Annotated in this window: 22 protein-coding genes; 14 read left to right on the top strand and 8 right to left on the bottom strand. The window is 75.0% G+C overall.

Features of this window, described 5'->3' with window-relative positions; translation table 11 throughout:
• Positions 1-10: 10 nt before the first annotated feature.
• The 4 genes from D7193_RS19125 (at position 11) to D7193_RS19110 (ending at position 4,567) form a co-directional block, all read left to right on the top strand.
• On the top strand, positions 11-3,109 hold the full coding sequence (locus D7193_RS19125) for a sensor histidine kinase (protein WP_120780882.1): 3,099 nt from the start codon (positions 11-13) through the stop codon (positions 3,107-3,109).
• Positions 3,106-3,513: a roadblock/LC7 domain-containing protein gene (locus D7193_RS19120; protein ID WP_120780881.1), complete on the top strand. Its 408-nt coding sequence runs from the start codon at positions 3,106-3,108 to the stop codon at positions 3,511-3,513. Before D7193_RS19125 ends, D7193_RS19120 begins: the two co-directional genes overlap by 4 nt.
• Positions 3,514-3,600: 87 nt before the next feature.
• Positions 3,601-3,963 carry a DUF742 domain-containing protein gene (locus D7193_RS19115; RefSeq protein WP_120780880.1) on the top strand — a complete coding sequence of 121 codons (363 nt, stop codon included), beginning with the start codon at positions 3,601-3,603 and terminating at the stop codon, positions 3,961-3,963.
• Entirely contained in the window at positions 3,944-4,567 is a 624-nt protein-coding gene (locus tag D7193_RS19110; RefSeq protein ID WP_120780879.1) for a GTP-binding protein, read from the top strand. The genes D7193_RS19115 and D7193_RS19110 overlap by 20 nt, the downstream gene beginning before the upstream one ends.
• Positions 4,568-4,616: 49 nt before the next feature.
• Here D7193_RS19110 and D7193_RS19105 read toward each other — a convergent pair whose 3' ends face one another.
• Entirely contained in the window at positions 4,617-5,741 is a 1,125-nt protein-coding gene (locus D7193_RS19105; protein ID WP_120780878.1) for a uroporphyrinogen-III synthase, read from the bottom strand.
• Positions 5,742-5,900: 159 nt separating this feature from the next.
• Between D7193_RS19105 and D7193_RS19100 the strand changes: the two genes are divergently transcribed.
• The 6 genes from D7193_RS19100 to glmM all read left to right on the top strand — a co-directional run bounded on the left by D7193_RS19100 (position 5,901) and on the right by glmM (position 9,873).
• Positions 5,901-6,596 (top strand): class I SAM-dependent methyltransferase, encoded by a 696-nt coding sequence (locus tag D7193_RS19100; protein ID WP_120780877.1) that lies wholly within the window; start codon positions 5,901-5,903, stop codon positions 6,594-6,596.
• Positions 6,597-6,735: 139 nt separating this feature from the next.
• Positions 6,736-6,993 carry a DUF6364 family protein gene (locus D7193_RS19095; RefSeq protein ID WP_120780876.1) on the top strand — a complete coding sequence of 86 codons (258 nt, stop codon included), beginning with the start codon at positions 6,736-6,738 and terminating at the stop codon, positions 6,991-6,993.
• Complete coding sequence (locus D7193_RS19090) at positions 6,932-7,276, top strand: type II toxin-antitoxin system PemK/MazF family toxin (RefSeq protein ID WP_174242666.1); 345 nt, start codon at positions 6,932-6,934, stop codon at positions 7,274-7,276. Before D7193_RS19095 ends, D7193_RS19090 begins: the two co-directional genes overlap by 62 nt.
• Before the next feature lie 195 nt (positions 7,277-7,471).
• Positions 7,472-7,915: a 50S ribosomal protein L13 gene (gene rplM / locus D7193_RS19085; RefSeq protein WP_120780874.1), complete on the top strand. Its 444-nt coding sequence runs from the start codon at positions 7,472-7,474 to the stop codon at positions 7,913-7,915.
• Positions 7,916-7,935: 20 nt separating this feature from the next.
• Positions 7,936-8,400: a 30S ribosomal protein S9 gene (gene rpsI / locus D7193_RS19080; RefSeq protein WP_076466623.1), complete on the top strand. Its 465-nt coding sequence runs from the start codon at positions 7,936-7,938 to the stop codon at positions 8,398-8,400.
• A 114-nt stretch (positions 8,401-8,514) separates the two neighbouring features.
• Positions 8,515-9,873, top strand: coding sequence for a phosphoglucosamine mutase (gene glmM / locus D7193_RS19075; protein ID WP_120780873.1), 1,359 nt, complete (start codon positions 8,515-8,517; stop codon positions 9,871-9,873).
• A 6-nt stretch (positions 9,874-9,879) separates the two neighbouring features.
• Here the strand turns inward: glmM and D7193_RS19070 are convergent, their stop codons facing one another.
• Both D7193_RS19070 and D7193_RS19065 read right to left on the bottom strand, forming a co-directional pair.
• Positions 9,880-10,626, bottom strand: coding sequence for an ABC transporter ATP-binding protein (locus D7193_RS19070; protein WP_120780872.1), 747 nt, complete (start codon positions 10,624-10,626; stop codon positions 9,880-9,882).
• Positions 10,627-10,629: 3 nt separating this feature from the next.
• Positions 10,630-13,458, bottom strand: a complete 2,829-nt coding sequence (locus D7193_RS19065; protein WP_120780871.1) for an FtsX-like permease family protein — start codon at positions 13,456-13,458, stop codon at positions 10,630-10,632.
• Positions 13,459-13,536: 78 nt separating this feature from the next.
• On the opposite strand from D7193_RS19065, the gene D7193_RS19060 reads away from it, so the two are divergent.
• A complete protein-coding gene (locus tag D7193_RS19060; protein WP_120780870.1) occupies positions 13,537-14,145 on the top strand; it encodes a PadR family transcriptional regulator in 609 nt (202 codons plus the stop codon).
• Positions 14,146-14,153: 8 nt separating this feature from the next.
• Here the strand turns inward: D7193_RS19060 and D7193_RS19055 are convergent, their stop codons facing one another.
• The 3 genes from D7193_RS19055 to D7193_RS19045 all read right to left on the bottom strand — a co-directional run bounded on the left by D7193_RS19055 (position 14,154) and on the right by D7193_RS19045 (position 16,996).
• Positions 14,154-15,359 carry a pyridoxal phosphate-dependent aminotransferase gene (locus D7193_RS19055; protein WP_120780869.1) on the bottom strand — a complete coding sequence of 402 codons (1,206 nt, stop codon included), beginning with the start codon at positions 15,357-15,359 and terminating at the stop codon, positions 14,154-14,156.
• 34 nt (positions 15,360-15,393) lie between these two features.
• Positions 15,394-16,098 (bottom strand): MmpS family transport accessory protein, encoded by a 705-nt coding sequence (locus D7193_RS19050; protein WP_120780868.1) that lies wholly within the window; start codon positions 16,096-16,098, stop codon positions 15,394-15,396.
• A gap of 67 nt (positions 16,099-16,165) precedes the next feature.
• Entirely contained in the window at positions 16,166-16,996 is an 831-nt protein-coding gene (locus tag D7193_RS19045) for an MmpS family transport accessory protein (protein WP_120780867.1), read from the bottom strand.
• A 254-nt stretch (positions 16,997-17,250) separates the two neighbouring features.
• On the opposite strand from D7193_RS19045, the gene glmS reads away from it, so the two are divergent.
• A complete protein-coding gene (gene glmS / locus D7193_RS19040) occupies positions 17,251-19,164 on the top strand; it encodes a glutamine--fructose-6-phosphate transaminase (isomerizing) (protein WP_120780866.1) in 1,914 nt (637 codons plus the stop codon).
• A gap of 99 nt (positions 19,165-19,263) precedes the next feature.
• On the opposite strand, the gene D7193_RS19035 is transcribed toward glmS, so the two are convergent.
• The gene (locus D7193_RS19035; protein ID WP_120780865.1) at positions 19,264-20,862 is read right to left on the bottom strand and encodes an alpha/beta hydrolase; all 1,599 of its coding nucleotides are present in this window, start codon (positions 20,860-20,862) and stop codon (positions 19,264-19,266) included.
• Entirely contained in the window at positions 20,859-21,155 is a 297-nt protein-coding gene (locus D7193_RS19030; RefSeq protein WP_120780864.1) for a hypothetical protein, read from the bottom strand. The genes D7193_RS19035 and D7193_RS19030 overlap by 4 nt, the downstream gene beginning before the upstream one ends.
• Before the next feature lie 173 nt (positions 21,156-21,328).
• On the opposite strand from D7193_RS19030, the gene D7193_RS19025 reads away from it, so the two are divergent.
• Positions 21,329-21,697 carry a holo-ACP synthase gene (locus D7193_RS19025; protein ID WP_120780863.1) on the top strand — a complete coding sequence of 123 codons (369 nt, stop codon included), beginning with the start codon at positions 21,329-21,331 and terminating at the stop codon, positions 21,695-21,697.
• Positions 21,698-21,752: 55 nt separating this feature from the next.
• The gene (locus D7193_RS19020; protein WP_120780862.1) at positions 21,753-23,222 is read left to right on the top strand and encodes an NAD(P)H-hydrate dehydratase; all 1,470 of its coding nucleotides are present in this window, start codon (positions 21,753-21,755) and stop codon (positions 23,220-23,222) included.
• The last annotated feature ends 89 nt before the right edge of the window (positions 23,223-23,311 follow it).

The raw sequence follows: 23,311 nt of genomic DNA, 5'->3' as shown, positions 1-23,311 counted from the left end.
AGGCGATGTCGTGAGCACCGGACCGACGACCCTGCCCGAGACCCGTGCGAACGCGCGGCCGTCCCGTCGTCGACTGCCGCGGCTGCGCGACGCCCGGATCCGGTCGAAGCTGGCGCTCATCCTGGTGGTGCCCGTCGCCGCGGTCATCGCGCTGGCCACGGTCCGCCTCATCTCGGTCGGGCAGGGCGCGTACGAGGCGAGCGAGGCCCGGTCACTGACCGAGCTGTCCCGTGACGTCTCCGCCCTCACCCAGGATCTGCAGGCCGAGCGGATGGCCGCGGCGGCCTACCTGGCCGCGCCCCAGCAGCAGGCCGACGCCTACAACCTGCGCGTGCGCCAGACGCAGCAGCGCATCGACGCGTACCGCGAGGAGCGCCGGCGCATCGGTGAGGTGCCGACGTCGGTCCAGGACCGGCTGGCCGCCATCGACGGTCACCTGGAGACGCTGGACAGCACCCGGCAGGAGGTGCTGGACCGCCGGCAGATGGCCGTCGCCGAGGCGGTGCTCCGCTACGGCGTCATCCTCACCGACCTCGTCTCGTACGGCGACGGGCTCGCCCAGCTGCCCGGCAGCGAGCGCCTGTCCGACAGCCGGCGCGCCGTCGCGGCGTTCGCCCGCGCCAAGGCGGCGGTCGCCGAGGAGCAGGCGGTCGCCTTCACGGCGCTCAGCGCCGGCCAGCTCGACGAGGAGCAGTTCTCCGCGTTCGTGGCCACGCTCACCAGCCAGCAGGAGGCGCTGCTCGCCTTCTCGCTGGCCGCCGACCCGTCGCAGCGGGCCCTCGTGAACAGCACCGTCTCCGGTGACGCCGTCGGTCTCGCCGACCGGGTGGCCGCCGACATCACCCGCTCGGTCGGGCAGCGTCCGCTCGTCACCGCGCAGGACGCCACTGCCGCCATCGGCGCCGTCAACGACCTGATGCGCTGGGCCGAGGTCCAGTTGCAGAACCAGCTCTACGCACAGACCGACCAGGCGCGGTCGGACGTCATCCGGCAGGCCGTACTCGAATCGGTCCTGGTGCTGCTGACCCTGGTCATCGCGGTCTCGCTCGCCGTGGTGCTGGCCCGGTCGCTCAACGACTCGCTGCGCCGGCTCCGGGAGGGCGCCCTGTCGGTGGCCAACCGCGACCTGCCCGACGCCGTGCAGCGCCTGCAGAACATGGGCAGCGTCGGCGAGGGCGGCGTGGACGAGATCGTCCGCGAGGTCCACGACCCCATCAAGCTGACCAACCGCGACGAGGTGGGCCAGGTCGCCTCGGCCTTCAACGTCGTACACCGGGAGGCGGTGCGTATCGCGGCCGAGCAGGCCGCGCTGCGGACGAGCGTCTCGGCGATGTTCCTCAACCTGGCACGGCGCAGTCAGACGCTGGTCGACCGGATGATCGGCGAGCTGGACGCGATCGAGCGGGGTGAGGAGGACCCGAAGCGGCTGGCCCAGCTCTTCGAACTCGACCACCTGGCCACCCGGATGCGCCGCAACGACGAGAACCTGCTGGTCCTCGCGGGCGCCGACTCGGCCGTGCCGCGGCGCGACGACGCCCTGCTCGTGGACGTGCTGCGGGCCGCGCAGTCCGAGGTCGAGCTGTACGCGCGCATCGAGTTCGGCACGGTGGACACCGACATCTCGGTGGCCGCGCACGCGGTCAACGACGTCGTCCGGCTGGTCGCCGAACTGCTCGACAACGCCACCCGCTTCTCGCCGCCGAACACGGTCGTGGTCGCCGACGGCCGGCGCATCCGCGACTACGTGCTGATCCAGATCGAGGACCGGGGCCTCGGTCTCACCGACGAGCAGCTGGACTCGCTGAACCGCCGGCTCGCCGCGCCGCCGACGGTGGACGTCGCGGCGTTCCGGCTCATGGGTCTCGCCGTGGTGAGCCGGCTCGCGTCCCGCTACGGCATCCGGGTGGAGCTGCGTCGCAACGTGGAGGGCGGCACCGTCGCGCAGGTGACGTTGCCGAACTCGACGGTGGTGCTTCCCGCCCAGCGGGGTCGGGACCAGGCGCTGACCCGGCCGCGCCAGCCGATGGCGGTCGAGCAGGCGCCGCTCAGCCCGGTCGCCGTGGCCGAGCCGCGTACCGGCCTCACCTCGGCGGCGACGCTGACCGAGCAGTGGCCCACCAGCGCACCCGCCCCGGCGCCGTGGCCGTCGCCCGTGGACGCCCGGGCTACCGCGCCGACCGTGTCGGCCGGTGGCCTGACGGCGACCCCGCCGCCGGCCCAGCCGTCGTACGGCGGGCTGGCCGCGGACAACCCGACCGCCGCCCACCCGACCCTCGCCCCGCTGCCGCGGCGCGCGCCGGCCAGCGGCCTCACCGACACGCCGGCCCCGTCGGCGCGGCAGTTCGGCTCGCTCGCCGGCACCACGCCCGCCGCGCCGCCGGCCTCTCCCGTCGTGCCGCCGGCGGCGCCGGCTCCGCCGCCCATGCCGGCCATGCCGCCCGCGATGCCGGCCACGCCGCCGCCCATCGCGGCCCGGCCGGAGCCCGTGGCCGAGGCCCCGATCTTCCGGGACCTGGAGGCGGTGTGGTTCCGCTCCCACGGCAACGACGCCACCGCCATCTTCGCCCGGCCGCAGTTCGACGAGCCGCCGGCCGGAGCCGGGAACACCACCGCGCCGGCCACGGGTGCCCCGGCCCCCGCGGCGGCGCCTCCGCTGCCCACCCGCACTCCCGGGAGCACCGGCACCACTCCGCCGCCGCAGCCGCCACCGCCGTCGTACGCGCCGCCGGTCAGCACACCGCCCGTGGCCGCCACGCCTCCCGAGGCCCCGGTGGCGTCAGCGGCCCCGGCAGCGTCCGCCGCGTCGTCGGCGACCCCGTCGGCGGCGACCGACCCGGAGGCCTGGCGGACGGCGGCCGACGAGGGCTGGTCGCGTGCCAGCCGGGCGGCCGAGCCGGCCAGCGCGGGTACGACCCGTTCCGGCCTGCCGAAGCGGGTGCCCCAGGCGCAACTCGTGCCGGGCGGCATCGAGCCGCGCGGCGGCCGGGAACGCACGCGGCGCACCCCGGATGACGTACGTGGTCTGTTGTCGGCCTACCACCGCGGCGTGCAGCGCGGCCGGACGGCCGGAACGGACCAGACCCGCACCTCGACCAAGGAGACCCGATGAACAGGCCAGCGGCCATGCAGGACATGGGTTGGCTGCTCACCAACTTCGCCGACAGCGTGGCGGGCATCGCCCACGTGGTGGCGGTGTCCGCCGACGGGCTGCTGCTCGCCTCGTCCCGGGACCTCCCCCCGGACCGGGCGGACCAGCTCGCGGCGATCACGTCCGGTGTGGTGAGCCTGACCGACGGCGCCGCCCGGATGTTCAGTGCCGGTGGGGTGCTGCAGACGGTCATCGAGATGGACAGCGGCTACCTCTTCCTGATGTCGATCAGCGACGGCTCGTCGATGGCCGTGCTGGCCGCGCGCAGCTGCGACGTGGGCCAGGTCGGGTACGAGATGGCGCTGCTGGTGGAACGGGTCGGCGCCGCGCTGGTGCCGCTGCCCCGGGACGCGGTGCGCTCGTAGCCCACCGGGCGCCCCGGCCGGACGGCGACCGGGGGGCGGGGAACAGGAGGACCGGCAGGCGCCGGCACGGAGAGGAGGTGATCGCGGATGGAACCACGGCGCGACCCGCGCGGTGCGCTGGTACGGCCGTACGCGGTCACCCGCGGCCGTACCGAGCCCCGTCAGGACATCGCCCTGGAGGCGGTCCTCATGGCCACGGCCACCCAGGCCGCCGAGTCCCGCTTCGCGGGGCATGACAAGCACCGCATCGCCACCGTCTGCGAGGGCCGGGCGCAGTCGTTGGCGGAGATCGCCGCGTACACCCGGATGCCGCTCGGCGTCGCCCGGGTGCTGGTCGCCGACATGGTGGCAGAGGGCCTGCTGACGTTACACGCTGCTGCTCCCGCCGAGGGGTTCGAGGAGCGGATGGAACTGCTGGGAAGGGTGCTAAGTGGACTTCGCAGGCTATGACCCCGCGAGGGGGCAGCAGAGCCGCGGGATCGTGTCCGCCAAGATCGTCGTCGCGGGCGGTTTCGGCGTCGGCAAGACGACGCTGGTCGGCTCGATCTCCGAGATCACACCGCTGACCACGGAGGCGGTGATGACGGCGGCCGGCGTCGGGATCGACGATCCGTCCAAGGTGCCGGGCAAGGAGACGACCACCGTCGCCATGGACTTCGGCCGTATCACCATGGCGCAGGACCTGATCCTGTACCTGTTCGGTACGCCCGGCCAGACCCGCTTCTGGTTCATGTGGGACGAGATCATCAGGGGGGCGGTGGGCGCCGCCGTGCTGGTGGACACCCGCCGCATCACCGACGCCTTCGCGCCGCTGGACTACTTCGAGAACCGCAACCTGCCGTACGTGGTGGCGCTGAACGCCTTCGACGGCGCGCCGCGGTACGAGCTGGAGGAGGTCCGCGAGGCGCTGGCCATCTCGCCGCAGGTGCCCCTGATCATGACCGACGCCCGGCACCGGGAGTCGGTCAAGCAGGTGCTGGTGACCGTCGTCGAGCACGCCATGGCGCGGCTGCAGGCCGAGCACGGCCGGGGATTCCCGGCGCCCGTCGGCTGATCCGGCGCGGGCGCCGGCGCGGCCCCGGGATCGTCCGGGGCGGCGCGGCTCAGTCGACGCGGAGGCGGTAGCCGCGTTTGACGACGGTCTGCACCAGGCGGGGGGCGCGCAGGCCGGCGCGGAGCCGGGCGACGGCCATCTCCACGGCGTGCTCGTCCGCGCCTCGGGGCAGCGCCCGTAGCAACGCCGTGCGCGACAGCACCCGGCCGGGGTGCCGGGCGAGTTCGCGGAGCACCGCCATGGGGCCCGGCGCGAGCGACCGCAGCTCCCCGTCGATCACCGCGGCATGCCCGCGCAGGGTGAGCAGGTGGCCCGCCGCCTTGCAGGTGATCGCGCGGCCGGGCAGCTCGTCGACGACGGTCTGCACGAGCGCGCCCAGCCGGGCCCGCTCCGGTGTGCGGACCGGCACCCCGTGCCGGCGCAGGGGTTCCGCGGTCACGGCGCCCACGGCGGCGGCCAGCACGTCGGCGCGGAACGCGTCCAGCACGGTGTCGACGCGGTCGCCGGCGGCCCGCAGCAGCGCCTCCACGGCCGGGGCCGCGGTGAAGGTGACCGCGTCGACGAGCCGGCCGGCGACCAGGTCGACGAGCCGGTACAGCGGCGCCGGATCGGTGGGTGGCGCCCACCGGTAGACGGGCACCTCGATCACCGTGGCGCCGGCCGCCTCCAGCGCCCGCGTGCACTCGGGCTGCCGCTCGCCGTGCAACTGCATGGCGACCACCTGCCCGGCGACCCCGCGCCGGCGCAGGTGCTCGACCACCTCCTCGCACGTCTCCGAGGCGGGACTCCACCGGTCGGGCAGGCCGGCGGTCCGGAGCGCGGCGCGCGCCTTGGGGCCCCGGGCCACCACGTACGCGTCGGTGAGCGCCGAGCGCAGCGGGTCCGCCAGCCCCCACCCGTGTGCCGCCTCCAGCCAGCCCCGCATCCCGATGCCGGTGGTCGCCACCAGGACGTCCGGCGGCCGGTCGACGCAGGAGCGGGTCGCCTCGCGCAACTGGGTGTCGTCGGCCAGCGGCACGATCCGCAGCGCCGGCGCGACCACCACGCGGGCCCCGCGCCGTTGCAGCAGCGCGGCCAGTTCGTCGCGCCGGCGGTCGGCGGTCACCCCGACGGTGAAGCCGGCCAGGTCCCGCGCGCCCCCCGACCGGGTGGCCGAGCGTGCACCGTCCGTCATGTCGGCCAAGCGTGCCGCCGGGCGGTTTCCGGCCCGCGTCCGGTCTGTTTCGGCCCGGTCAATCGCGTGGGCACCCCCCGGCGCGGTGTCCCGTTCTCCCGTGGGCCAGGGGGAAGGTTTAGAATATGGGAGCATTGTCCCGCATGATGGGAGACCCCGATGACGGTCGCGGACGCTTTCGACGCCGTCGCCGGCACCTACGACGACGCTCGTCGCCGGCTGGTCCCGTGCTTCGAGACCTTCTACGGCACGGCCGTCGAGGTCGCCGCGCCGCCGCTGCGGGCCGCGCTGGCCGCCGGGCGTACCCCCGAGGTGCTGGACCTGGGCGCCGGCACGGGCCTGCTGTCGCTGCTGCTCGCCGCGGCGGTGCCCGGGGTCCGGCTCACCCTCGTCGACGCCGCGCCCGCGATGCTGGCCGTGGCCGCCGAGCGGCTGCGGGAACGCGGCGTCGCGCACCGGACGCTGCTCGCCGACCTGGCCGACCCCCTGCCCGCCGGCCGGTACGACGCGGTGGTCAGCGCCCTGGCGATCCACCATCTCGACGACCCGGGCAAGCGGGCCCTCTACCACCGGCTGCCGGCCGCCCTGGCGCCCGGCGGCGTCTTCGTGAACGCCGAGCAGGTGGCCGGCCCCACCCCGGCGCTGGACCGCCGGTACGACGAGGTGTGGCTGGAGCGGATCACGGCGCTCGGCTCGGACGCCGAGGAGATCGCCGCCGCCCGGGCGCGGATGGCGTACGACCGGCCGGCGCCGGTCGCCGACCAGTGCGCCTGGCTGGCCGAGGCCGGCCTGGTGGACGTGGACTGCTTCTTCAAGGAGTGGCGGTTCGCGGTGTTCGGAGGACGGGCGGCCTGACCGGGTGGGCAGCCTGACTGGGCGGGCGGCCTGGCTGGGCGGGCGGATCGTCCCGTCCTGGGCGTTCTGGCGGGTCCGGGGCGGTTACCGGCGGCGCGCGGGATGACTGGTGGTCATACCACTGGGTAGTCTCCCGGTCATGACTGCCAAGGTGACACTGTCGTTCTCCGACGAGACGATCGAGGAGGCCCGGCGGTTCGCCAAGCGCGAGGGGCTGTCGCTCTCGGCGTGGATGGACCAGGCGGCCCGGGAGAAGGCGCTGCGCGAGGTCTTCGCGGCGCACGCCGCCGCCGTCGGCCGCGCCGGCATGGATCTCGAGTCGGCCGCCCTGGCCGATGCCCGCGAGGTGGACATGGTCGACGACCTGCTTTTCCGCGGGCGTCCGCGTGCTGCGTAGGGGAGAGGTCTGGCGCATCGAGGGCGCCCGGGAACGGCTCGGCCTGGTGATCAGCTCGGACGTTTACAACTCCACCGACGTACCCATCGTGATCGTGGCCGAGGTGGTCGAGCAGGCGTTGCTGCGCGACTCGCCGCTCGCCGTGCCCATGGGCGGCTACGTGGTGATGCCCGACCGCGTCTCCTCGCCCATGAAGAAGTGGTTCACCGAGTGCGTGGACGTCGCCGACACCGATACGATGCTCCGGGTGGGCCGGGCGCTGCGGATCATCCAGCAGATCTGAGTGTCGCCGCTCACCGCCCGGCCGCGCTGGCGCGCGGGGCGGGACCCCGTTTTGACCAGCCGATGGGGCGTTCGGTATCGTTGCCTGCTGTTGTACGACATCCAGAGGCGTGCCACATCAGGTACGCTTGGTCGTTCGTGCGCGCCTGGTGACCCGGCGCGCGACCCCAGACCGACGACGAGACAAGGTAGACCTGTGCGTACGTACAGCCCGAAGCCGGGTGAGATCGAGCGTCAGTGGCACGTCATCGACGCCTCTGATGTCGTGCTGGGCCGCCTGGCCACCCACGCCGCCACGTTGCTGCGTGGCAAGCACAAGCCGACCTTCGCGCCGCACGTCGACACGGGCGACTTCGTCGTCATCGTGAACGCGGGCAAGGTGGCGCTGACCGGCAACAAGCGGCAGCAGAAGATCGCCTACCGCCACTCGGGCTACCCGGGTGGTCTGAAGCAGGTCGGCTACGACGAGCTGCTCACCAAGCGTCCCGAGCGGGCCATCGAGCTGGCCGTCAAGGGGATGCTCCCGCACAACAAGCTCGGCCGTCAGCTCATCAAGAAGCTGAAGGTCTACGCCGGTGCCGAGCACCCGCACGGCGCCCAGTCGCCGGTGCCGTTCGAGATCAAGCAGATCGCGCAGTGAGCGCGGGCGAAGGAAGCAGCATGACCGACATCACCGCCACCGAGGTCGCCCCCGAGGCCACCGAGGCGCCGGCGCCCGTCGCCCGCGCGCCCCGTGGTGACCGCCCGATCCAGACCGTCGGCCGCCGCAAGGAGGCCATCGTGCGGGTGCGGATCGTGCCGGGCACCGGCAAGATCACCTGCAACGGCCGGGACCTCGAGGCTTACTTCCCGAGCAAGGTGCACCAGCAGCTGATCAAGGACCCGCTGGTGACCGCCGAGAAGCCGGAGGCGTTCGACGTCATCGCCAACCTGCGCGGCGGCGGCATCACCGGTCAGGCCGGCGCGCTCCGGCTGGCCATCGCCCGGGCCCTGATCGTGAACGAGCCGGACGACCGCCCGGCCCTCAAGAAGGCGGGCTTCCTGACCCGGGACGCCCGGGTCAAGGAGAGCAAGAAGTACGGCCTCAAGAAGGCCCGTAAGGCTCCCCAGTACTCGAAGCGCTGACCTTCAGCACCACCTTGTACGTCTGACGGACGGCCGGTCCGCCTCCCCTCGCCTGGGAGGTGGCCGGCCGTTTCGCTTTCTCCTTCTTCGACCGTTCATCGGAGGTTGGCGGGTATGGGTCGGTTGTTCGGCACGGACGGCGTCCGCGGGCGGGCGAACGTGGATCTCACCCCTGAGTTGGCGCTCGCGGTGGCGGTCGCCGCCGCCCACACGCTCGCCGAGACGGACCGGAGCCATCCGCCCGTGGCGGTGGTCGGCCGGGACACCCGGGCCAGCGGCGAGATGCTGGAGGCGGCCGTGGTGGCCGGGCTCACCAGCGCGGGGGCCACCGTGGTCCGCGTCGGCGTCCTGCCCACACCCGCGGTGGCGTTCCTGACCGCGGAGGCCAAGGCGGACCTCGGCGTGATGCTCTCCGCGTCGCACAACCCGATGCCGGACAACGGGATCAAGCTCTTCGCCGCGGGCGGGCACAAGCTCCCCGACGAGATCGAGATGAAGATCGAGGCGGCGGTCGAGGCGAACGCCACCACCGCCTGGGAGCGGCCGGTGGGTGCCGGCGTGGGGCGGGTGCACGACCTGCTCGACGGCGCGGACCACTACGTGCAGCACCTGGTGGGGACCGTGCCGCACCGGCTCGACGGGATCAAGGTCGTGGTCGACTGCGCGAACGGCGCGGCGGCCGACGTGGCCCCGGCCGCGTACCGGGAGGCCGGCGCCGAGGTGATCGCCATCCACGCCGAGCCGGACGGGCTCAACATCAACGACGGGTGCGGGTCGAACCACATCGAGGCGCTGCGCGCCGCCGTGGTCGAGCACGGCGCGCACCTGGGCATCGCGCACGACGGCGACGCCGACCGCTGCGTGGCCGTGACCGCGGCCGGCGACGAGGTGGACGGCGACCAGGTCATGGCGATCCTCGCGCTGGCCATGCGGGAGGCCGGCACCCTCACCGACGACACCCTGGTCGCCACGGTGATGAGCAACCTCGGCCTGCGGCTCGCGATGTCCGCCGAGGGCATCCGCCTGGTCGAGACGAAGGTCGGCGACCGGTACGTGCTGGAGGAGCTGCGCGCGTCCGGGCTGGCGCTGGGCGGCGAGCAGAGCGGGCACATCGTCATGCCGGCGTACGCCACCACGGGCGACGGCGTGCTCACCGGCCTGCACCTCATGTCGCGCATGGCGGCCACCGGCCGCACTCTGGCCGACCTGGCCGCCGTGGTGACCAAGCTCCCGCAGGTGCTCATCAACGTGCCGGTCGGCGACCGTACCGTGGGCGCCGGGGCGCCGGCCGTACGAGCCGAGGTCGAGCGGGCCGAGGCCGAGCTGGACGGCACCGGCCGGGTGCTGCTGCGCCCCTCCGGCACCGAGCCCCTGGTCCGGGTGATGGTCGAGGCGGCCACCGAGTCGACCGCCCGTGCCGTGGCCGAGCGGATCGCCGACCAGGTTCGCAACGCGAGCCCCGTCGGCGCCTAGGACGCGTCAGAGCCGCAGGCGGGCGACCCGGTCGTACGTGTCGGCCGGGTCCTCGCCGTCGGTGAGGTCGAGGTCCTCGACGACCCGGCCGTCGCCCAGCCTCACCAGGCGGTCGCAGCGCGCCGCGACCGCCTGCTCGTGCGTGGCGAGCAGGATCGTCAGGCCGTGCCGCTCCCGGAGGCCGAGCAGCAGGTCGAGGATCTGGGCGCCCGTGGTCGAGTCGAGGTTGCCGGTGGGCTCGTCGGCGAGCAGCAGGCCGGGCCGGCCCATCAGCGCGCGGGCGATGGCCACCCGCTGCTGCTGCCCGCCGGAGAGGTGCGCGGGCAGGGCACGTTCCCGCCCGGCCAGGCCCACGGCGTCGATCAGGTCGCGGGCCTGAGCCAGGTGGTCGGCGCGACCGCGGCGGGGCAGCACGGGAGCGAGCACGTTGTCCAGCACCGTGAGCGCGGGCAGCAGGTGGTAGCGCTGGAAGACGAAGCCGACCCGCTGCCGGTAGCGTGCCAGCCCCGCCCGGCGGAGACCGGTGACGTCCACGCCGTCGACGGTGACCGTCCCCTCGTCGGGCTGCTCGATCGCGCCGATCAGGTGCAGCAGCGTCGACTTGCCCGACCCGCTGGGCCCGGTCAGTGCCACCACCTCACCGGCCCCGATCGTCAACGACACGTCGTCGACCGCCGTCAGCCGCTCCGCGCCGCTGCCGAACCGCCGGACCAGGTGTTCCACCGAGACCGTGCTGCCGGTGTGCTCGCTCATCGTCTACTCCTCTGCCAGTAGGCGTGCCGTCCGGAGGCGGCGCAACAGGGTGGTGGGCACGAGGGCGGCGAGGGAGGTCACCAGCACTCCGCCGAGGGCGACCAGCGTGGCGACCAGGACCAGTGCGCCGGGAAGGCCGCCGATCATCCAGGCCGCGCCGCCGAGACCCACGGCCGCCCCGGTCATCGCGCCCGCAACGCCCAGCGCCAGCCCCTCGTAGCCGACGAGCCGGGCCAGCGCGCCGTCGGTCCAGCCCAGCGCACGCAGGGTGGCCAGTTCGGCGGCCCGGTCGCGGATGTTGAGGTAGAGAACGTCCGCCACCGCCGCGGCGCCGAGCAGCACCGTCGCGGCGGCCGCCGCCGTGTCCGCGCCCCGCACGCTGAGCGACACCACGTCGCCGAGCAGGCTGCCGACGATGGTGCCGCGGAAGGCGTACGCCGCGGCCGTGACCAGCGTCAGCGCGGCCACGCCGATCGCCAGGGCGCCGGCGCCGAGGAGTGTGCGTCCGGGTGTGCGCAGCAGGTTCGTCACGGCGAGGCCCACCAGGGTGCGCGGGCGGCGTACCCGGCGGGCACCCGCCACCACCGGGCGCAGCGCGCCGGCCGGGTGGGCGCGCGCGGCCCGCAGCGCCGGCACCGCGCCCGCCGCCAGCGCGAGCAGCAGGGCCACCGGTACGGCCAACGCCGCCCGCCGCCAGTCGACCTCGATGCCGAGCGCGGCGCCGAGCGGCACCGCGAGGGCCAGCGAGAGCAGGCCCGCCCCGAGCCCGAGCAACGCGACCTCGCCGAGGATCAGCGCCCCGATCCGGCGGACCGGCCAGCCGAGGCAGGCGAGCACCGCCAGCTCGGGCCGCCGGTCCCGGACGGCGGCGCTGACCGCGTTGCCGAGGAACAGCGCGCAGACCACCAGCACCAGGAGGAACAGCACCACGCTCTTGCGGTCCACGGCCCGGGTGATGACCGAGGCCACGCCGAGCGCCGACCACGGCTCGGTCAGCCGTAGCTCGGGCCGGCCGAACGAGCCCGCGGGCAGCTCCACGGTCTGCGGAGCGGGAGAGGAGCCGAAGGTGAGATCGACGTCCAGCCCGGTCCTGTCGGCGATCCGCTCGGCGACGAGCCGGACCCGCTCGGCGGACCGCTCGGTGTAGCCGGCGACGTCGGTCACCCGGACCCGGATCGCACTGATCGGCGCGGTCCGGGTCCGGTTGGCATCGCCCTCCAGCAGCTTCGGCACCGCGGCGAGGCTGGTGAGCAGCAGGGGCGGAGAGGAGAGGTAGCCGGCCGGGTTGCCGCTCGGCTCCAGCGGCCGGCCGCCCAGCGCCTGGCGGCTACGTTCGTCGGCACCGTCGGTGCGTGGCGGCTCGTACGTCTCCAGCGGTACCCGGGACAGGTCGCTGAACCCGCTCAGCTTCTCCGGATCGAAGACGCCGACGGTCCGCCAGACCCGGATCTGGAGGTTCGAGCCCGTTGGCGGTTGCGGCAGGGCGGTCACCGGGCGGAAGCCGCTGTCATCGGCCAGCCACGGACGGGGGCGGAAGTTGAGATTGTTCTGGCCGCCGTAGAGCGCGGGATCGAAGGCTGGTCGCGCGACAGCTCGGAGGGTGCCATCGGGAAGTCGCTCGTACTCCGGGGCGCCCGCCTGGATGATCGTCTGCATGTCGCCCATGCAGCAGCCGGTGTCGGAGATGCCTTCGGCGAGCAGGTCGCGATACCCGTCGGTCAGCGCGTACTCCCGGACCCCGGCGCCGATCCCGGTGGCGCGGCGCATCGTCCGCTCCAGTTCGTCCACGTCAAGCCCCGCGGGCCGCGCCTGCGGCAGCCGGGTGAGGGCGGACCGCACGGTCACGTCGAGGTAGGGACGGCTGGTGCTCAACACCGGGATCGACCGCTGGAGCGCGCCGGGTCCGAGCGGGGTCTCGGTGGTGGTGTCGTCCGGCCGGAGCGGGCGGCCCTCGGTCACCGCGTCGCGCAGGCCGACGAGGCGCTGCTCCGCGTCGGGATCGACGGCGGCCAGCAGGAACGGCACCGTCACCCGGTAGGTGACCACCAGTTGGTCGGTGACGACGCGTTGGGCGCGGTCGGGCAGCCAGCTGTTCGCCTCGAAACGCCCATCGGGCAGCAGTCGGACGGTGTCGACACTCCAGCTCTCCCGTTCGGAGGTCAGCCCACCGTTCGCAGGCTGCACCATCAGCTGCGGGTCGCAGATCGGTTCGCTCCGTCCACCGGGGAGCGCCTCCCGTGGGACCTCCCCGCACTCTGGGTTGTACCGGTATGTTCGGCCGTCCGAGTACGGAGACGAGGAATCGTTCCGGTCCCCGTCCCACTCGGGGTAGATCAGTGGGCGCTTTGTCACGTACACGTAGCGCGGCCTGCTGGGAGCGGTGGAGAGCCCACGTTCGGCCATGAAGGTCGGGTCGAGCCGGATGACCTGCCGCTCCAAGGATCGGTCGACCGCGTCGGTCAGGTCGAACCGGACCCGCACCGACGAGGTCGAATAGCCCAGCATCGCGATCGGAGCGGCCACGTCGATGCCCGGGATCTGCCTCACCTGCTCGTACTGTGCGGGGGTTATGCCGCCGAAGAGGCCGGAGAGGTAGTTGGGCTGGACCAGGCGGCGCTCGGCCTCCAGGGGAGTGCGCGTCCCCTTGGGACGGACCAGGATGTCGTAGGCGGCCCGGGTGTTGCGCTCCACCGCGCCGGTGATGTCCAGGCGGGAGGTGGTGGTGGCGCCCGTGAGCACGACGAACCCGGTCGTCGCCACGAGCACGCCGACCATGAGCGCCACCGACCGGCCCGCACGGCCGCGAAGCTGGCCCCAGATGAACCTGAGCATTTTCGCGCCTCCCCGTTGTGCTGTCCCTCACTCTGCGCGTTACATTGTCACAATGCAAGCCTGAAATCGGAGGACACGATGGCGATCCAGCACGCGGTCCTGGCGTTGCTCGCCCGCGGGCCCAGCTACGGCTACGAGCTGAAGGGCGAGTTCGAGAGCGCCGTCGGTCCACAGTGGGGGCCGCTCAACATCGGGCACCTCTACCAGATCCTCGACCGGCTCTCCCGCGACGGCCTGGTGGTCGCCGAACGCCAGCCCCAGCCGGTCAAGCCCGACCGGGTGGTCTACGAGATCACCGATGACGGCCGCGCCGAACTGGACCGCTGGCTGGGTGCGCCGAGCCCGCGCAGCGGAGGCTTCCGGGACGACTTCTTCCTCAAGGTGACCGCCGCCGCGCGGTCCGGTTCCGCCTCCACCGTCCGCGGCGTGCTCGGCAACCAGCGCGGGCACCTGCTACGCGAACTGCGCAACCTCGACGGCCTCCGGCGCGCCGAGAAGGATCCGGTGGTGGTGCTGCTCCTCGCGGCCGCGAGCCGCCACGTGGAGGCGGACCTCGCCTTCGTGGACGACGCGGAGTCCGTGCTGCTCGCCGACGGCGGAACACTGCTCGCCACGATCGCCGCGAACCGCCGTCCGGCGGAGCCGCCCGCCACGGACGAACCCGGGGCGGCCAGAGCGGCCGGCTAGGGTACGGCTCAGGCGGCCGCGAGGCGGCGTAGGCGCGTGACCGCCTCGGCGAGCACCTCCGGGCGCTTGCAGAAGGCGAAGCGGACGAGCCGCCGCCCGGCCTCGGCGTCGTCGTAGAAGACCTGCGTCGGCACGGCCACCACGCCGCACCGCTCCGGCAGCGAGCGGCAGAACTCCACGCCGTCGCGGCCGCCGAGCGCGGTCACGTCGGCCGTCACGAAGTACGTGCCCTCGGGCGCGAGCACCTCGAAGCCGGCGTCGGTCAACCCGGCGACCAGCTGGTCCCGGCGTGCCTGCAGGTCCGAGCGGAACCCGGTGAAGTACGCGTCCGGCAGGCCCAGCGCCACGGCGACCGCGGGCTGGAGGGGCGCCGCGTTCACGAACGTCAGGAACTGCTTCACCCGGAGGACCGCGGAGACCAGCGCGGCCGGCCCGCTCGCCCAGCCGACCTTCCACCCGGTGCAGGAGAACGTCTTGCCGGCCGAGGAGATGCGCAGGGTGCGGTCCCGCATGCCGGGCAGCGTGGCGAGGGGGACGTGCGGGGCGGACGCGTCGGTGAAGACCAGGTGCTCGTACACCTCGTCGGTCACCGCGTACGCGCCGTGCTCCTGGCACAGCTCGGCGACGAGCGCCAGCTCGGCCGGGGTGAACACCTTGCCGGTCGGGTTGTGCGGCGAGTTGAGCAGCACGAGCCGGGTCCGCGGGCCGAACGCCGCGCGCAGCGCGGCCGGGTCGAAGGCGTACCGGCCGTCGTCCGCGGGGCGCAGCGTGACCGGCCGGCGGACCGCGCCGGCCAGGGCGATCGAGGCGGCGTACGAGTCGTAGTACGGCTCGAAGCAGACCACCTCGTCGCCCGGCTCGCACAGGGCGAGGATCGCGGCGGCGACCGCCTCGGTGGCGCCCGCCGTCACCACGATCTCGCCGTCCGGGTCGTACTCCAGCCCCCAGAACCGGCGCTGGTGCTCCGCGACCGCCGTGCGCAGGGCGGGAATCCCCGGCCCGGGCGGGTACTGGTTCTGCCCGGAGCGCAGCGCCTCGGCCGCCGCGGCCAGCATCTCCGGCGGGCCGTCGGTGTCGGGGAAGCCCTGCCCCAGGTTGACCGCGCCGGTGCGGACGGCGAGGGCGGACATCTCGGCGAAGATGGTCGTGCCGAACGGCCGCATCCGGGCCACCAGCGGGTCGGCATCGGTGGTCGTCGTCGTCACGCCCGCCAGCCTACGACGCCCGACCGCCGGCTCGACCGGCCGCTCAGCCGAAGCAGCTGGCGCGCCACGCGTGGCCGTCGACCTCCTCCGTCACCGGTGCCTCGCCGTCCACGGCCAGCGAACAGGCGATCTGCTCCCCGGTCGTCGCGTCGGTCCTGCCGACCTGCACCATCACCTGGTCGCGGCGATCGGTCCGGATGCTCTTCCGCCACGGCAGCCGCGCCCCGTCCACCCAGACCGGCTCACCGTTCGCGTCGGAGTAGAGGACGTCGGCCCGTCCCTGTCCGGTCACCTCGTAGACCACCGAGATGCGGCCGGGTCCGGTGGACGGCGTCGTGGCGGGCGCGGCCGACGGGGTCGGCGACGCGTCCGCCGCGGCCTCGGCGTTCCCCCGGTCCTGCCACGGGCTTTCGGCTGCCGGCTCGTCCCGTGCCTCGTCGGCGGGACCGTCGCTGATGGAGACGGCGATCCCGACGCCGCCGCCGACGAGGAGCGCCACGGCGAGCGCCGCGCCGATCACCACCCGCCGGAGCCGCCGGCCCTGGGCCGGACGGGGACGGTGCGCGTCGGCCGCCGGCTCGCCGCCGTACGGGTGGGTCGCGGCGGACGGGGCGGGCGCCCCCCACGGATGCGGGTCGACCGGAAGCCAGGGATCGGAGAGGCGCGCCGACGGCTGGTCGGGCGGCGCCCACGGGTGCGGGGCCGCCGACGGCTCCGGCGGTTCGGAGGGTGGATGCTCCTCGGGCATGGCTGCTCCAGGGGGGTGGGACCGGTCGGCGGGCGCGGCCAGCCTACGTGTCGTCCGCCCGGCGGCCTCAGCCGAAGCAGCTCGTGCCGTAGCCGGTGGCCGTCTGGCGGTCGACGGTCCGGCCGTTCACCGTGATCCGGCAGGTGAGCCGCGCCTGCCCGTCCGAGGTGTGCGCGAGCACCATGAGCCGGTCGGCATTCTGCTTCCTGAGGTCCAGCCGCCAGGGCAAGGCCACGTCCGGCTCCTGCACGAAGTCGCCGTTCGCGTCGTAGTACTCGAGCGCGACCGGGCCGTCACCGGTGACCTCGTAGACCACGCGGGTTGTGCCCGGCGCGCCGGACGCCGTCAACGCCGGTGACACGGGCCACGGCTCCTCGTCGTCCTCCTCGTCGTCCTCGCCCTCGTAGAACGGGCCGTCGTACGGCTGCTCGGCCACCGGGCCGTCCGGGCTCGGCATGTCCGACCAGCGCAGCAGGGCGACCGCGCCGAGGGCGCCGCAGAGAACGAGCACGAGCACGGCGGCCACGGCGACGGTCGCGCCGACAGCCGAGCCTTTGCGCGGCCGGGCCGGCGGGGCGGCGGGGTGGCCGTACGGCCAGGGGTGCCCGTACGCCTGACGGCCTGGCGCGGACCAGCCCGGCGGCGTGGCGCCGGGGATCGGCGGTGGAGGCCAGCCGGGCGGCACGGTGCCCGGGGCCGGCGGGTGGACCCAACCGGCCGGCGGCGGCGCGGCGGCGGGAACCGGGCCGTGACCGTGGCCGGCCGGCCCGCGCGCATCGGGAGGCGCCCACGGGCCCGGATCCGGCGCGGTCCACGGCCCCGGAACCGGCGCGGCCGGCGGGCTCGGGTCGGCCGGTGCCGATGGGGTCGGGTCGGCGGAGGGTGACACCTCGGACATCTGGTCTGCTCCGGGGACGGACGCGGCGGCCCGCCGCGACGAGGGGGTGCCCACCGGCGAGGTTGTCGCCCGCCCGCCGGTTGCGGCCCTCAATGTACGGGTAGGCGGGGGGCGGTGGGCGACCGCGTCGCGGCACTCCAGGCCGGGGATTCGACCCGGATGGCGGTGTCCGTCGACCGTTCGCTCAAGTGGTGTGATTGTTTGCCGGACTTTCGCGCACGCGCGATGAGCGAAACTGGGTTAGGCTGCGGACCATGTGTGGAATCGTGGGTTACGCCGGCGCGCGGCCGGCGCTCGGCATCGTGCTGGACGGGCTGCGGCGGCTGGAGTACCGCGGCTACGACTCGGCGGGCGTCGCCATCGTGTGCGACGGGGAGCTGCTGACCGAGAAGAAGGCCGGCAAGCTGGCCAACCTCGAGAAGGTGCTCTCCGAGCGCGCCGCCGAGGACCCGTCGTCCTGCGCGGCCAGCCCCATCGGCATCGGTGACGGCACCACCGGCATCGGGCACACCCGCTGGGCCACCCACGGCGGCCCCACCGACCGCAACGCCCACCCGCACGTCTCCCCGGACGGCCGGGTCGCGGTCATCCACAACGGCATCATCGAGAACTTCGCGAAGCTCCGCGCCGAGCTGGAGGCCGACGGCGTCCAGTTCACCAGCGACACCGACACCGAGTGCGCCGCGCACCTGCTCGCGGGCGCGCTGGCCGACCTGCGCTCCGCCGGCCACCCGGAGGGCCCGCAGCTGCTCGCCGCCGCCATGCGGGTGGTCTGCCAGCGGCTGGAGGGCGCGTTCACCCTGCTCGCCGTCGACTCCGCCGTGCCCGGCGCGGTGGTGGGCGCCCGGCGCAACTCGCCGCTCGTGGTGGGCCGGGGCCAGGGGGAGAACTACCTCGCCTCCGACGTCGCCGCGTTCATCGAGCACACCCGCGACGCCGTGGAGCTGGGCCAGGACCAGATCGTGCTGATCACCGGCGACACCATCGAGATCACCGACTTCGCGGGGCAGCCGGCGAGCGGCAAGGACTTCCACATCGACTGGGACTCGTCCGCCGCCGAGAAGGGTGGCTACGACTGGTTCATGCTCAAGGAGATCGAGGAGCAGCCGCAGGCGGTCGCCGACACGCTCCTCGGCCGGCTCACCGAATCCGGCGAGATCATGCTCGACGAGGTCCGCCTCAGCGACCAGGACCTGCGCGACGTCGACAAGATCTTCATCGTCGCCTGCGGCACCGCGTACCACTCGGGCCTCGTCGCCAAGTACGCCATCGAGCACTGGACCCGGATTCCCTGTGAGGTGGAGCTGGCCAGCGAGTTCCGCTACCGCGACCCGGTGCTCGACCGGTCCACCCTCATCGTGGTGATCTCGCAGTCCGGCGAGACGATGGACACCCTCATGGCGCTGCGGCATGCCAAGGAGCAGAAGGCCCGGGTGCTGGCCATCTGCAACACCAACGGCTCCACTATCCCGCGCGAGTCCGACGCCGTGCTCTACACCCACGGCGGCCCCGAGATCGCCGTGGCCTCCACCAAGGCGTTCCTCACCCAGCTGGTCGCCTGCTACCTGATCGGCCTGCACCTGGCCCAGGTACGCGGCATCAAGTACGCCGACGAGGTGGCCGCCGTGGTCGAGCAGCTCCAGGAGGTGCCGGCCAAGCTCCGGGAACTGCTCGACCGCATCGAGCCGGTGCGCGAGCTGGCTCGGGAGCTGAAGGCCGAGCCGACCGTGCTCTTCATCGGCCGGCACGTCGGTTACCCGGTGGCGCTGGAGGGCGCGCTCAAGCTCAAGGAGCTGGCGTACATGCACGCCGAGGGCTTCGCCGCCGGCGAGCTGAAGCACGGGCCGATCGCGCTGATCGACAAGGGCACCCCGGTGGTCTGCGTGGTGCCGTCGCCGGCCGGCCGGGGCGTGCTCCACGACAAGGTGGTCTCCAACATCCAGGAGGTGCGGGCGCGGGGCGCGCGGACCATCGTGATCGCGGAGGAGGGGGACGAGGCGGTCGTCCGCTACGCCGACCACCTGATCTACGTGCCGCGTACGCCCACCCTGCTCTCGCCGCTGGTCACCACCGTGCCGCTGCAGATCCTCGCGGCCGAGATCGCCGCCGCCCGCGGCCACGACGTCGACCAGCCGCGCAACCTCGCCAAGTCGGTCACCGTCGAGTAACCCGACCCACCCGGGTCCCGGCCGCCACTCCCGGCGGCCGGGACCTCGTCGTTCCCGGCCTCGACGGTGACCCCGGTCGGCCCGCCCACATGCGCCCCGTCAGCGGCCGAGCACGATGCGGGCCATGCCGTCCAGCGCCGGATTGTCCGCGTCCCAGTAGCCGGCGTGGCCGTGCCGGCCGCTGCCGAAGACCCGCCCGCCGAAGCCCGGATCGGCCGGATCGTGGCCGAACCACAGCTCGTGCCCGTCGCGCCCCGCCCACCCGAGCGCCGCGGCCAGCGGGGACGTCACGGACAGCGCGCGCCGCGCCAGGTCGTCCGGTGGGCGGGCCAGCCGGATCACGTCGTCGGGCGCGCTGCTCGCCCACACCTCGCCGGCCGGGAGGCGCAGGTCGGCCGCGTGCGCCACACCGACCCCCGGTGAGCCGACGAAGACCAGGGCGTCGGCGGCCAGGCCGTGGTCGCGGGCGGCCGTGCCGACCACCAGCGACCCGTAGCTGTGCCCGAGCACGGTCTGCCGGGCGGGCGGGCCGTCGTGGGTGGCCCGCAGCCCCTCCTGGAAACGGTGCAGCGCCGGGCCGGCGTCCCGGGCCTTCTCGGCCGTGACCGCCTCGTGCAGGAAATCCGGGGCGTCGTAGTCCAGCCACAGCACCGCCGCGCTCCGCTCGCCCGGCGCCAGCTCGGCGCAGCGACCCAGCACGCGCGCGGTGCGCGCCAGCTCGCCGGGAGCGTCGTCGAGGCCGGCGGTCATTCCCGGCACGTAGGTGAGCACCCGGTCGGCCTGATCCGGGTCGCCGAGCGCGACCACCACGCGCCCCTCACCCGCCGGGTCCAGCCCCAGCAGGTACGCGCGGGGCCCGCCCGCCCCGCCCAGCCGCTCAGCGAGCGCGTCCAGGCCGGCGAGCCGGGCGTCGAGCAGGTGCAACCGGGCGGTGTCGACCGGCCCCGGCGGCAGCCGGGCCAGCAGGCGCGCCCGGTCGGCGAGCAGGGCCGCGCGGTGGGCGCCGAGCAGCAGCCGGTTGGCCTGGTCGCGCCCCGACACGGGCACCCCGTCCAGGCCGCCGACCAGCGTCGGCTCGTGTGCCACCAGCCACCGCCGCTGCGCCGGCGTCAGCCCCGCCCACCAGGCGCGCACCCGGCTCGGCTCGGTGCCCGGGGCGGGGCGGCCGGGAGGCGGTGGGGACTGCCAGCCGGTCGCGGTGGCCGCGGCCAGGTCGGCCAGCCGTGCCGCGGCCACCCGGTCGGCGGCACCGGCCAGGTCGAGCGCCGACCGCAGCGCCGCCGCCACCCGGGCCGCCGCCGGGCCGTCCCGCTCGCCGGGCCGCGCCCGGGCCGGATCGGGGCCGACGCGGCCGTCCCGGTCGACGGACAGGCCGGCCGCGTCGGCGAGCGCCACCGCGGCGGCCAGGCGGCCCTTCGCGGCGGCGAGCCGTGCCGCGAACTCGGCGAGCACCTGGTCGGCCTCGATCAACGCGGGCACCACCGTGGTCAGCTCGGCGGCCAGCCCGGTGACCCGGGAACCGGCCACCGTGGCCGCGGCGCCGGACCACCCGCCGCCCAGCTCCGCCGCGCGCGCCCGCAGCTCGGTGGCCCGCCGGCCGACCGGGGCCGCGAAGCCTGCCCAGGCCGCCCCGGCGGCCCGCCACGCCGCCGGGTCGGCCGCCCAGAGCTGCGCGTAGCCGATGGCCAGGCCGGTCATCGGGGCAGCGCGCCCAGGCGGCGGGCGGCTCGCTCGTCCGCGGCCTGGTACGCCTCCAGCGCCGACCGGACCGCGCCGCCCGTCGCCGCCACCCGGCCGCCCAGCCGGCCGAGCCAGCCGTGCACCGCCGCCTCCAGCCCGGCCAGCGCCGCGCCGGTCGACCACTCCGGGGCGGCCACGACCAGCCCGGGCACCCCGGTCAGCCCGTGCGCAAGCCCGTACGCGTCGGCGTCCAGCGCGCGGGCCACCCCGCGCAGCGCCTCCGGTCGGACGCCGAACGGCTCCTCCGTCATCCCTCACCCCCGTGCGGACCGGCATCGACGGCACCGACGCTAGGGGCGGCGCCCGTGATCCGGGACGCCCTGTGGACGGCGGGCCGTGGGCGTACGCCGGGGTCGTCCACAGGCGTTGCCCGGTGCGTGGCCGGCGGCTAATGTGCCGCCCGCGTGCCGGTTAGGGTGGGCTCGTGATCGTCGCTGTCGGCATCGACGTCGTGCTGGTCGACCGGTTCGCCCGGGCCCTGGCGCGGACGCCGCTGCTCGCCGACCGGCTGTTCACCGAGGCGGAGCGCTACACGCGCTCCGGCAACCCGCGTGCGCCCGAGTCGCTCGCCGCCCGGTTCGCCGCCAAGGAGGCGGTGGCCAAGGCGCTCGGCGCGCCCGCAGGGCTGAGCTGGCACGACTGCGAGATCGTGCCGGATCCGGACGGCCGTCCGTGGCTGACGGTCTCCGGCACGGTGGCCGCGGCCGCCGTCGAACGCGGGGTCAACCGCTGGCACCTCTCGCTGTCGCACGACGGCGGGATCGCGTCGGCGATGGTGGTCGCGGAACGCTGAGATCGGTCGGGCCGCCGGTGGGCGCGCCCGGGACGTGGGACGGGGGGCCGGCGGCATGAGACCGGTGTGGCGGGTGGCGGACGTACGCGCGGCCGAGGCGGGCCTGATGGCCACGCTGCCGCCCGGGACGCTCATGCAACGCGCGGCGACCGGTCTGGCCCGCCGCTGCGCGCTGCTGCTGGCCGACCGGGGTGGCGTCTACGGTGCCCGGGTGCTCCTGCTGGTCGGCTCGGGCGACAACGGCGGCGACACCCTCTTCGCGGGCGCGCACCTGGCCCGGCGCGGCGCGGCCGTCTCGGCGCTGCTGCTCACCCCGGGCCGGGCGCACGCCGAGGGCCTCGCCGCACTGCGCGCCGCGGGCGGCCGGGTCGTGGAGCGCCCACCTGCGGTGGTCGACCTGGTGCTCGACGGGATCGTCGGGATCGGCGGTACGGGCGGCCTGCGGGACACCGCGGACCAGCTGGCGGCCAGCCTGGTGCGGCACTGCGGGCGCGACGGCGTACGCGCCACGGTGGTGGCGGTGGACGTGCCCAGCGGGGTCTCGGTGGACACCGGCCATGTGCCGGTGACACCGTCCGGCCGGCCGAGCGCGGTCCGGGCCGACGTGACGGTCACGTTCGGCGCGTTGAAGCCGGCCCTGGTGGTGGGCCCGGCCGCGCCGCTCGCCGGTCAGGTCGAGCTGGTCGACATCGGGTTGGCGCCGTGGCTGCGCGGCACGCCGGCGCTGCGCGTCACCGAGTGGTCGGACGTCGTCGACTGGTGGCCGGGGCTCGGCCCGTCGTCGGAGAAGTACAGCCGCGGGGTGGTCGGGGTGGCCACCGGCTCGGCCACGTACCCGGGCGCCGCCGTGCTGTCGGTGGGCGGTGCGCTGGCCGGGCCGACCGGGATGGTCCGGTACGCCGGCGGCGCCCGGGAGGAGGTGCTGCACCAGCACCCCTCGGTCATCGCCACCGGGCGGGTCGCCGACGCCGGCCGGGTGCAGGCGTGGGTCTGCGGCTCCGGGCTCGGCACCGGCGAGGACGCGGCCGCCGAGCTGCGGGCCGTGCTGGCGGCGCCGGTGCCGGTGGTCCTGGACGCCGACGCGCTCACCCTGCTCGTGGACGGCTCCCTGGCCGACCAGCTGCGCAAGCGGGACGCCCCGATCGTGGTCACCCCGCACGACCGCGAGTTCGCGCGGCTCTGCGGCGAGGAACCGGGCGCCGACCGGGTGGCCGCCGCGCTGCGGCTCGCCGCCTGGATGAACGCGGTGGTGCTGCTCAAGGGCGACCGCACGGTGATCGGCACGCCGGACGGCCGGGCGTACGTCAACCCGACCGGCACCCCGGCGCTGGCCACCGGCGGCACGGGGGACGTGCTGGCCGGGTTGCTCGGCTCGCTGCTGGCCGGCGGGGTGCGGGCGGAGCGGGCGGCCGCCGCGGCCGCGTACCTGCACGGGCTGGCCGGCCGGGAGGCGGCCCGGGGCGGCCCGGTGACCGCGCCGGACGTGGCGGCGGCGCTCCGCCCGGTCGTCGCCCGGTTGGGCTGACCGTCCCGTATCGCGGGGTCCGCGAGCTCCGGCGGGCCGGCAGGGTCCGGCTCGCGCGAGCGTCGGGCCGCGGTGTGATCACGGTGGAA

Source organism: Micromonospora costi (assembly GCF_003626655.1).
GTDB classification, from domain to species: domain Bacteria; phylum Actinomycetota; class Actinomycetes; order Mycobacteriales; family Micromonosporaceae; genus Micromonospora; species Micromonospora costi.
Note: the sequence above shows the minus strand (reverse complement) of the source record. Positions and strands in the feature narration are given on the sequence as shown.

What these genes read in the sequence shown, in the direction of transcription:
- glmM (WP_120780873.1), top strand. Translation starts at nt 8,515, where the DNA reads ATGGGTCGGTTGTTCGGCACGGACGGCGTCCGCGGGCGGGCGAACGTG.
- D7193_RS19120 (WP_120780881.1), top strand. Translation starts at nt 3,106, where the DNA reads ATGAACAGGCCAGCGGCCATGCAGGACATGGGTTGGCTGCTCACCAAC.
- D7193_RS19090 (WP_174242666.1), top strand. Translation starts at nt 6,932, where the DNA reads ATGCCCGCGAGGTGGACATGGTCGACGACCTGCTTTTCCGCGGGCGTC.
- rpsI (WP_076466623.1), top strand. Translation starts at nt 7,936, where the DNA reads ATGACCGACATCACCGCCACCGAGGTCGCCCCCGAGGCCACCGAGGCG.
- D7193_RS19105 (WP_120780878.1), bottom strand. Translation starts at nt 5,741, where the DNA reads ATGACGGACGGTGCACGCTCGGCCACCCGGTCGGGGGGCGCGCGGGAC.
- D7193_RS19050 (WP_120780868.1), bottom strand. Translation starts at nt 16,098, where the DNA reads ATGCCCGAGGAGCATCCACCCTCCGAACCGCCGGAGCCGTCGGCGGCC.
- D7193_RS19095 (WP_120780876.1), top strand. Translation starts at nt 6,736, where the DNA reads ATGACTGCCAAGGTGACACTGTCGTTCTCCGACGAGACGATCGAGGAG.
- D7193_RS19070 (WP_120780872.1), bottom strand. Translation starts at nt 10,626, where the DNA reads ATGAGCGAGCACACCGGCAGCACGGTCTCGGTGGAACACCTGGTCCGG.
- D7193_RS19020 (WP_120780862.1), top strand. Translation starts at nt 21,753, where the DNA reads ATGAGACCGGTGTGGCGGGTGGCGGACGTACGCGCGGCCGAGGCGGGC.
- D7193_RS19060 (WP_120780870.1), top strand. Translation starts at nt 13,537, where the DNA reads ATGGCGATCCAGCACGCGGTCCTGGCGTTGCTCGCCCGCGGGCCCAGC.
- glmS (WP_120780866.1), top strand. Translation starts at nt 17,251, where the DNA reads ATGTGTGGAATCGTGGGTTACGCCGGCGCGCGGCCGGCGCTCGGCATC.
- D7193_RS19115 (WP_120780880.1), top strand. Translation starts at nt 3,601, where the DNA reads ATGGAACCACGGCGCGACCCGCGCGGTGCGCTGGTACGGCCGTACGCG.
- D7193_RS19030 (WP_120780864.1), bottom strand. Translation starts at nt 21,155, where the DNA reads ATGACGGAGGAGCCGTTCGGCGTCCGACCGGAGGCGCTGCGCGGGGTG.
- D7193_RS19045 (WP_120780867.1), bottom strand. Translation starts at nt 16,996, where the DNA reads ATGTCCGAGGTGTCACCCTCCGCCGACCCGACCCCATCGGCACCGGCC.
- D7193_RS19035 (WP_120780865.1), bottom strand. Translation starts at nt 20,862, where the DNA reads ATGACCGGCCTGGCCATCGGCTACGCGCAGCTCTGGGCGGCCGACCCG.
- D7193_RS19100 (WP_120780877.1), top strand. Translation starts at nt 5,901, where the DNA reads ATGACGGTCGCGGACGCTTTCGACGCCGTCGCCGGCACCTACGACGAC.
- D7193_RS19065 (WP_120780871.1), bottom strand. Translation starts at nt 13,458, where the DNA reads ATGCTCAGGTTCATCTGGGGCCAGCTTCGCGGCCGTGCGGGCCGGTCG.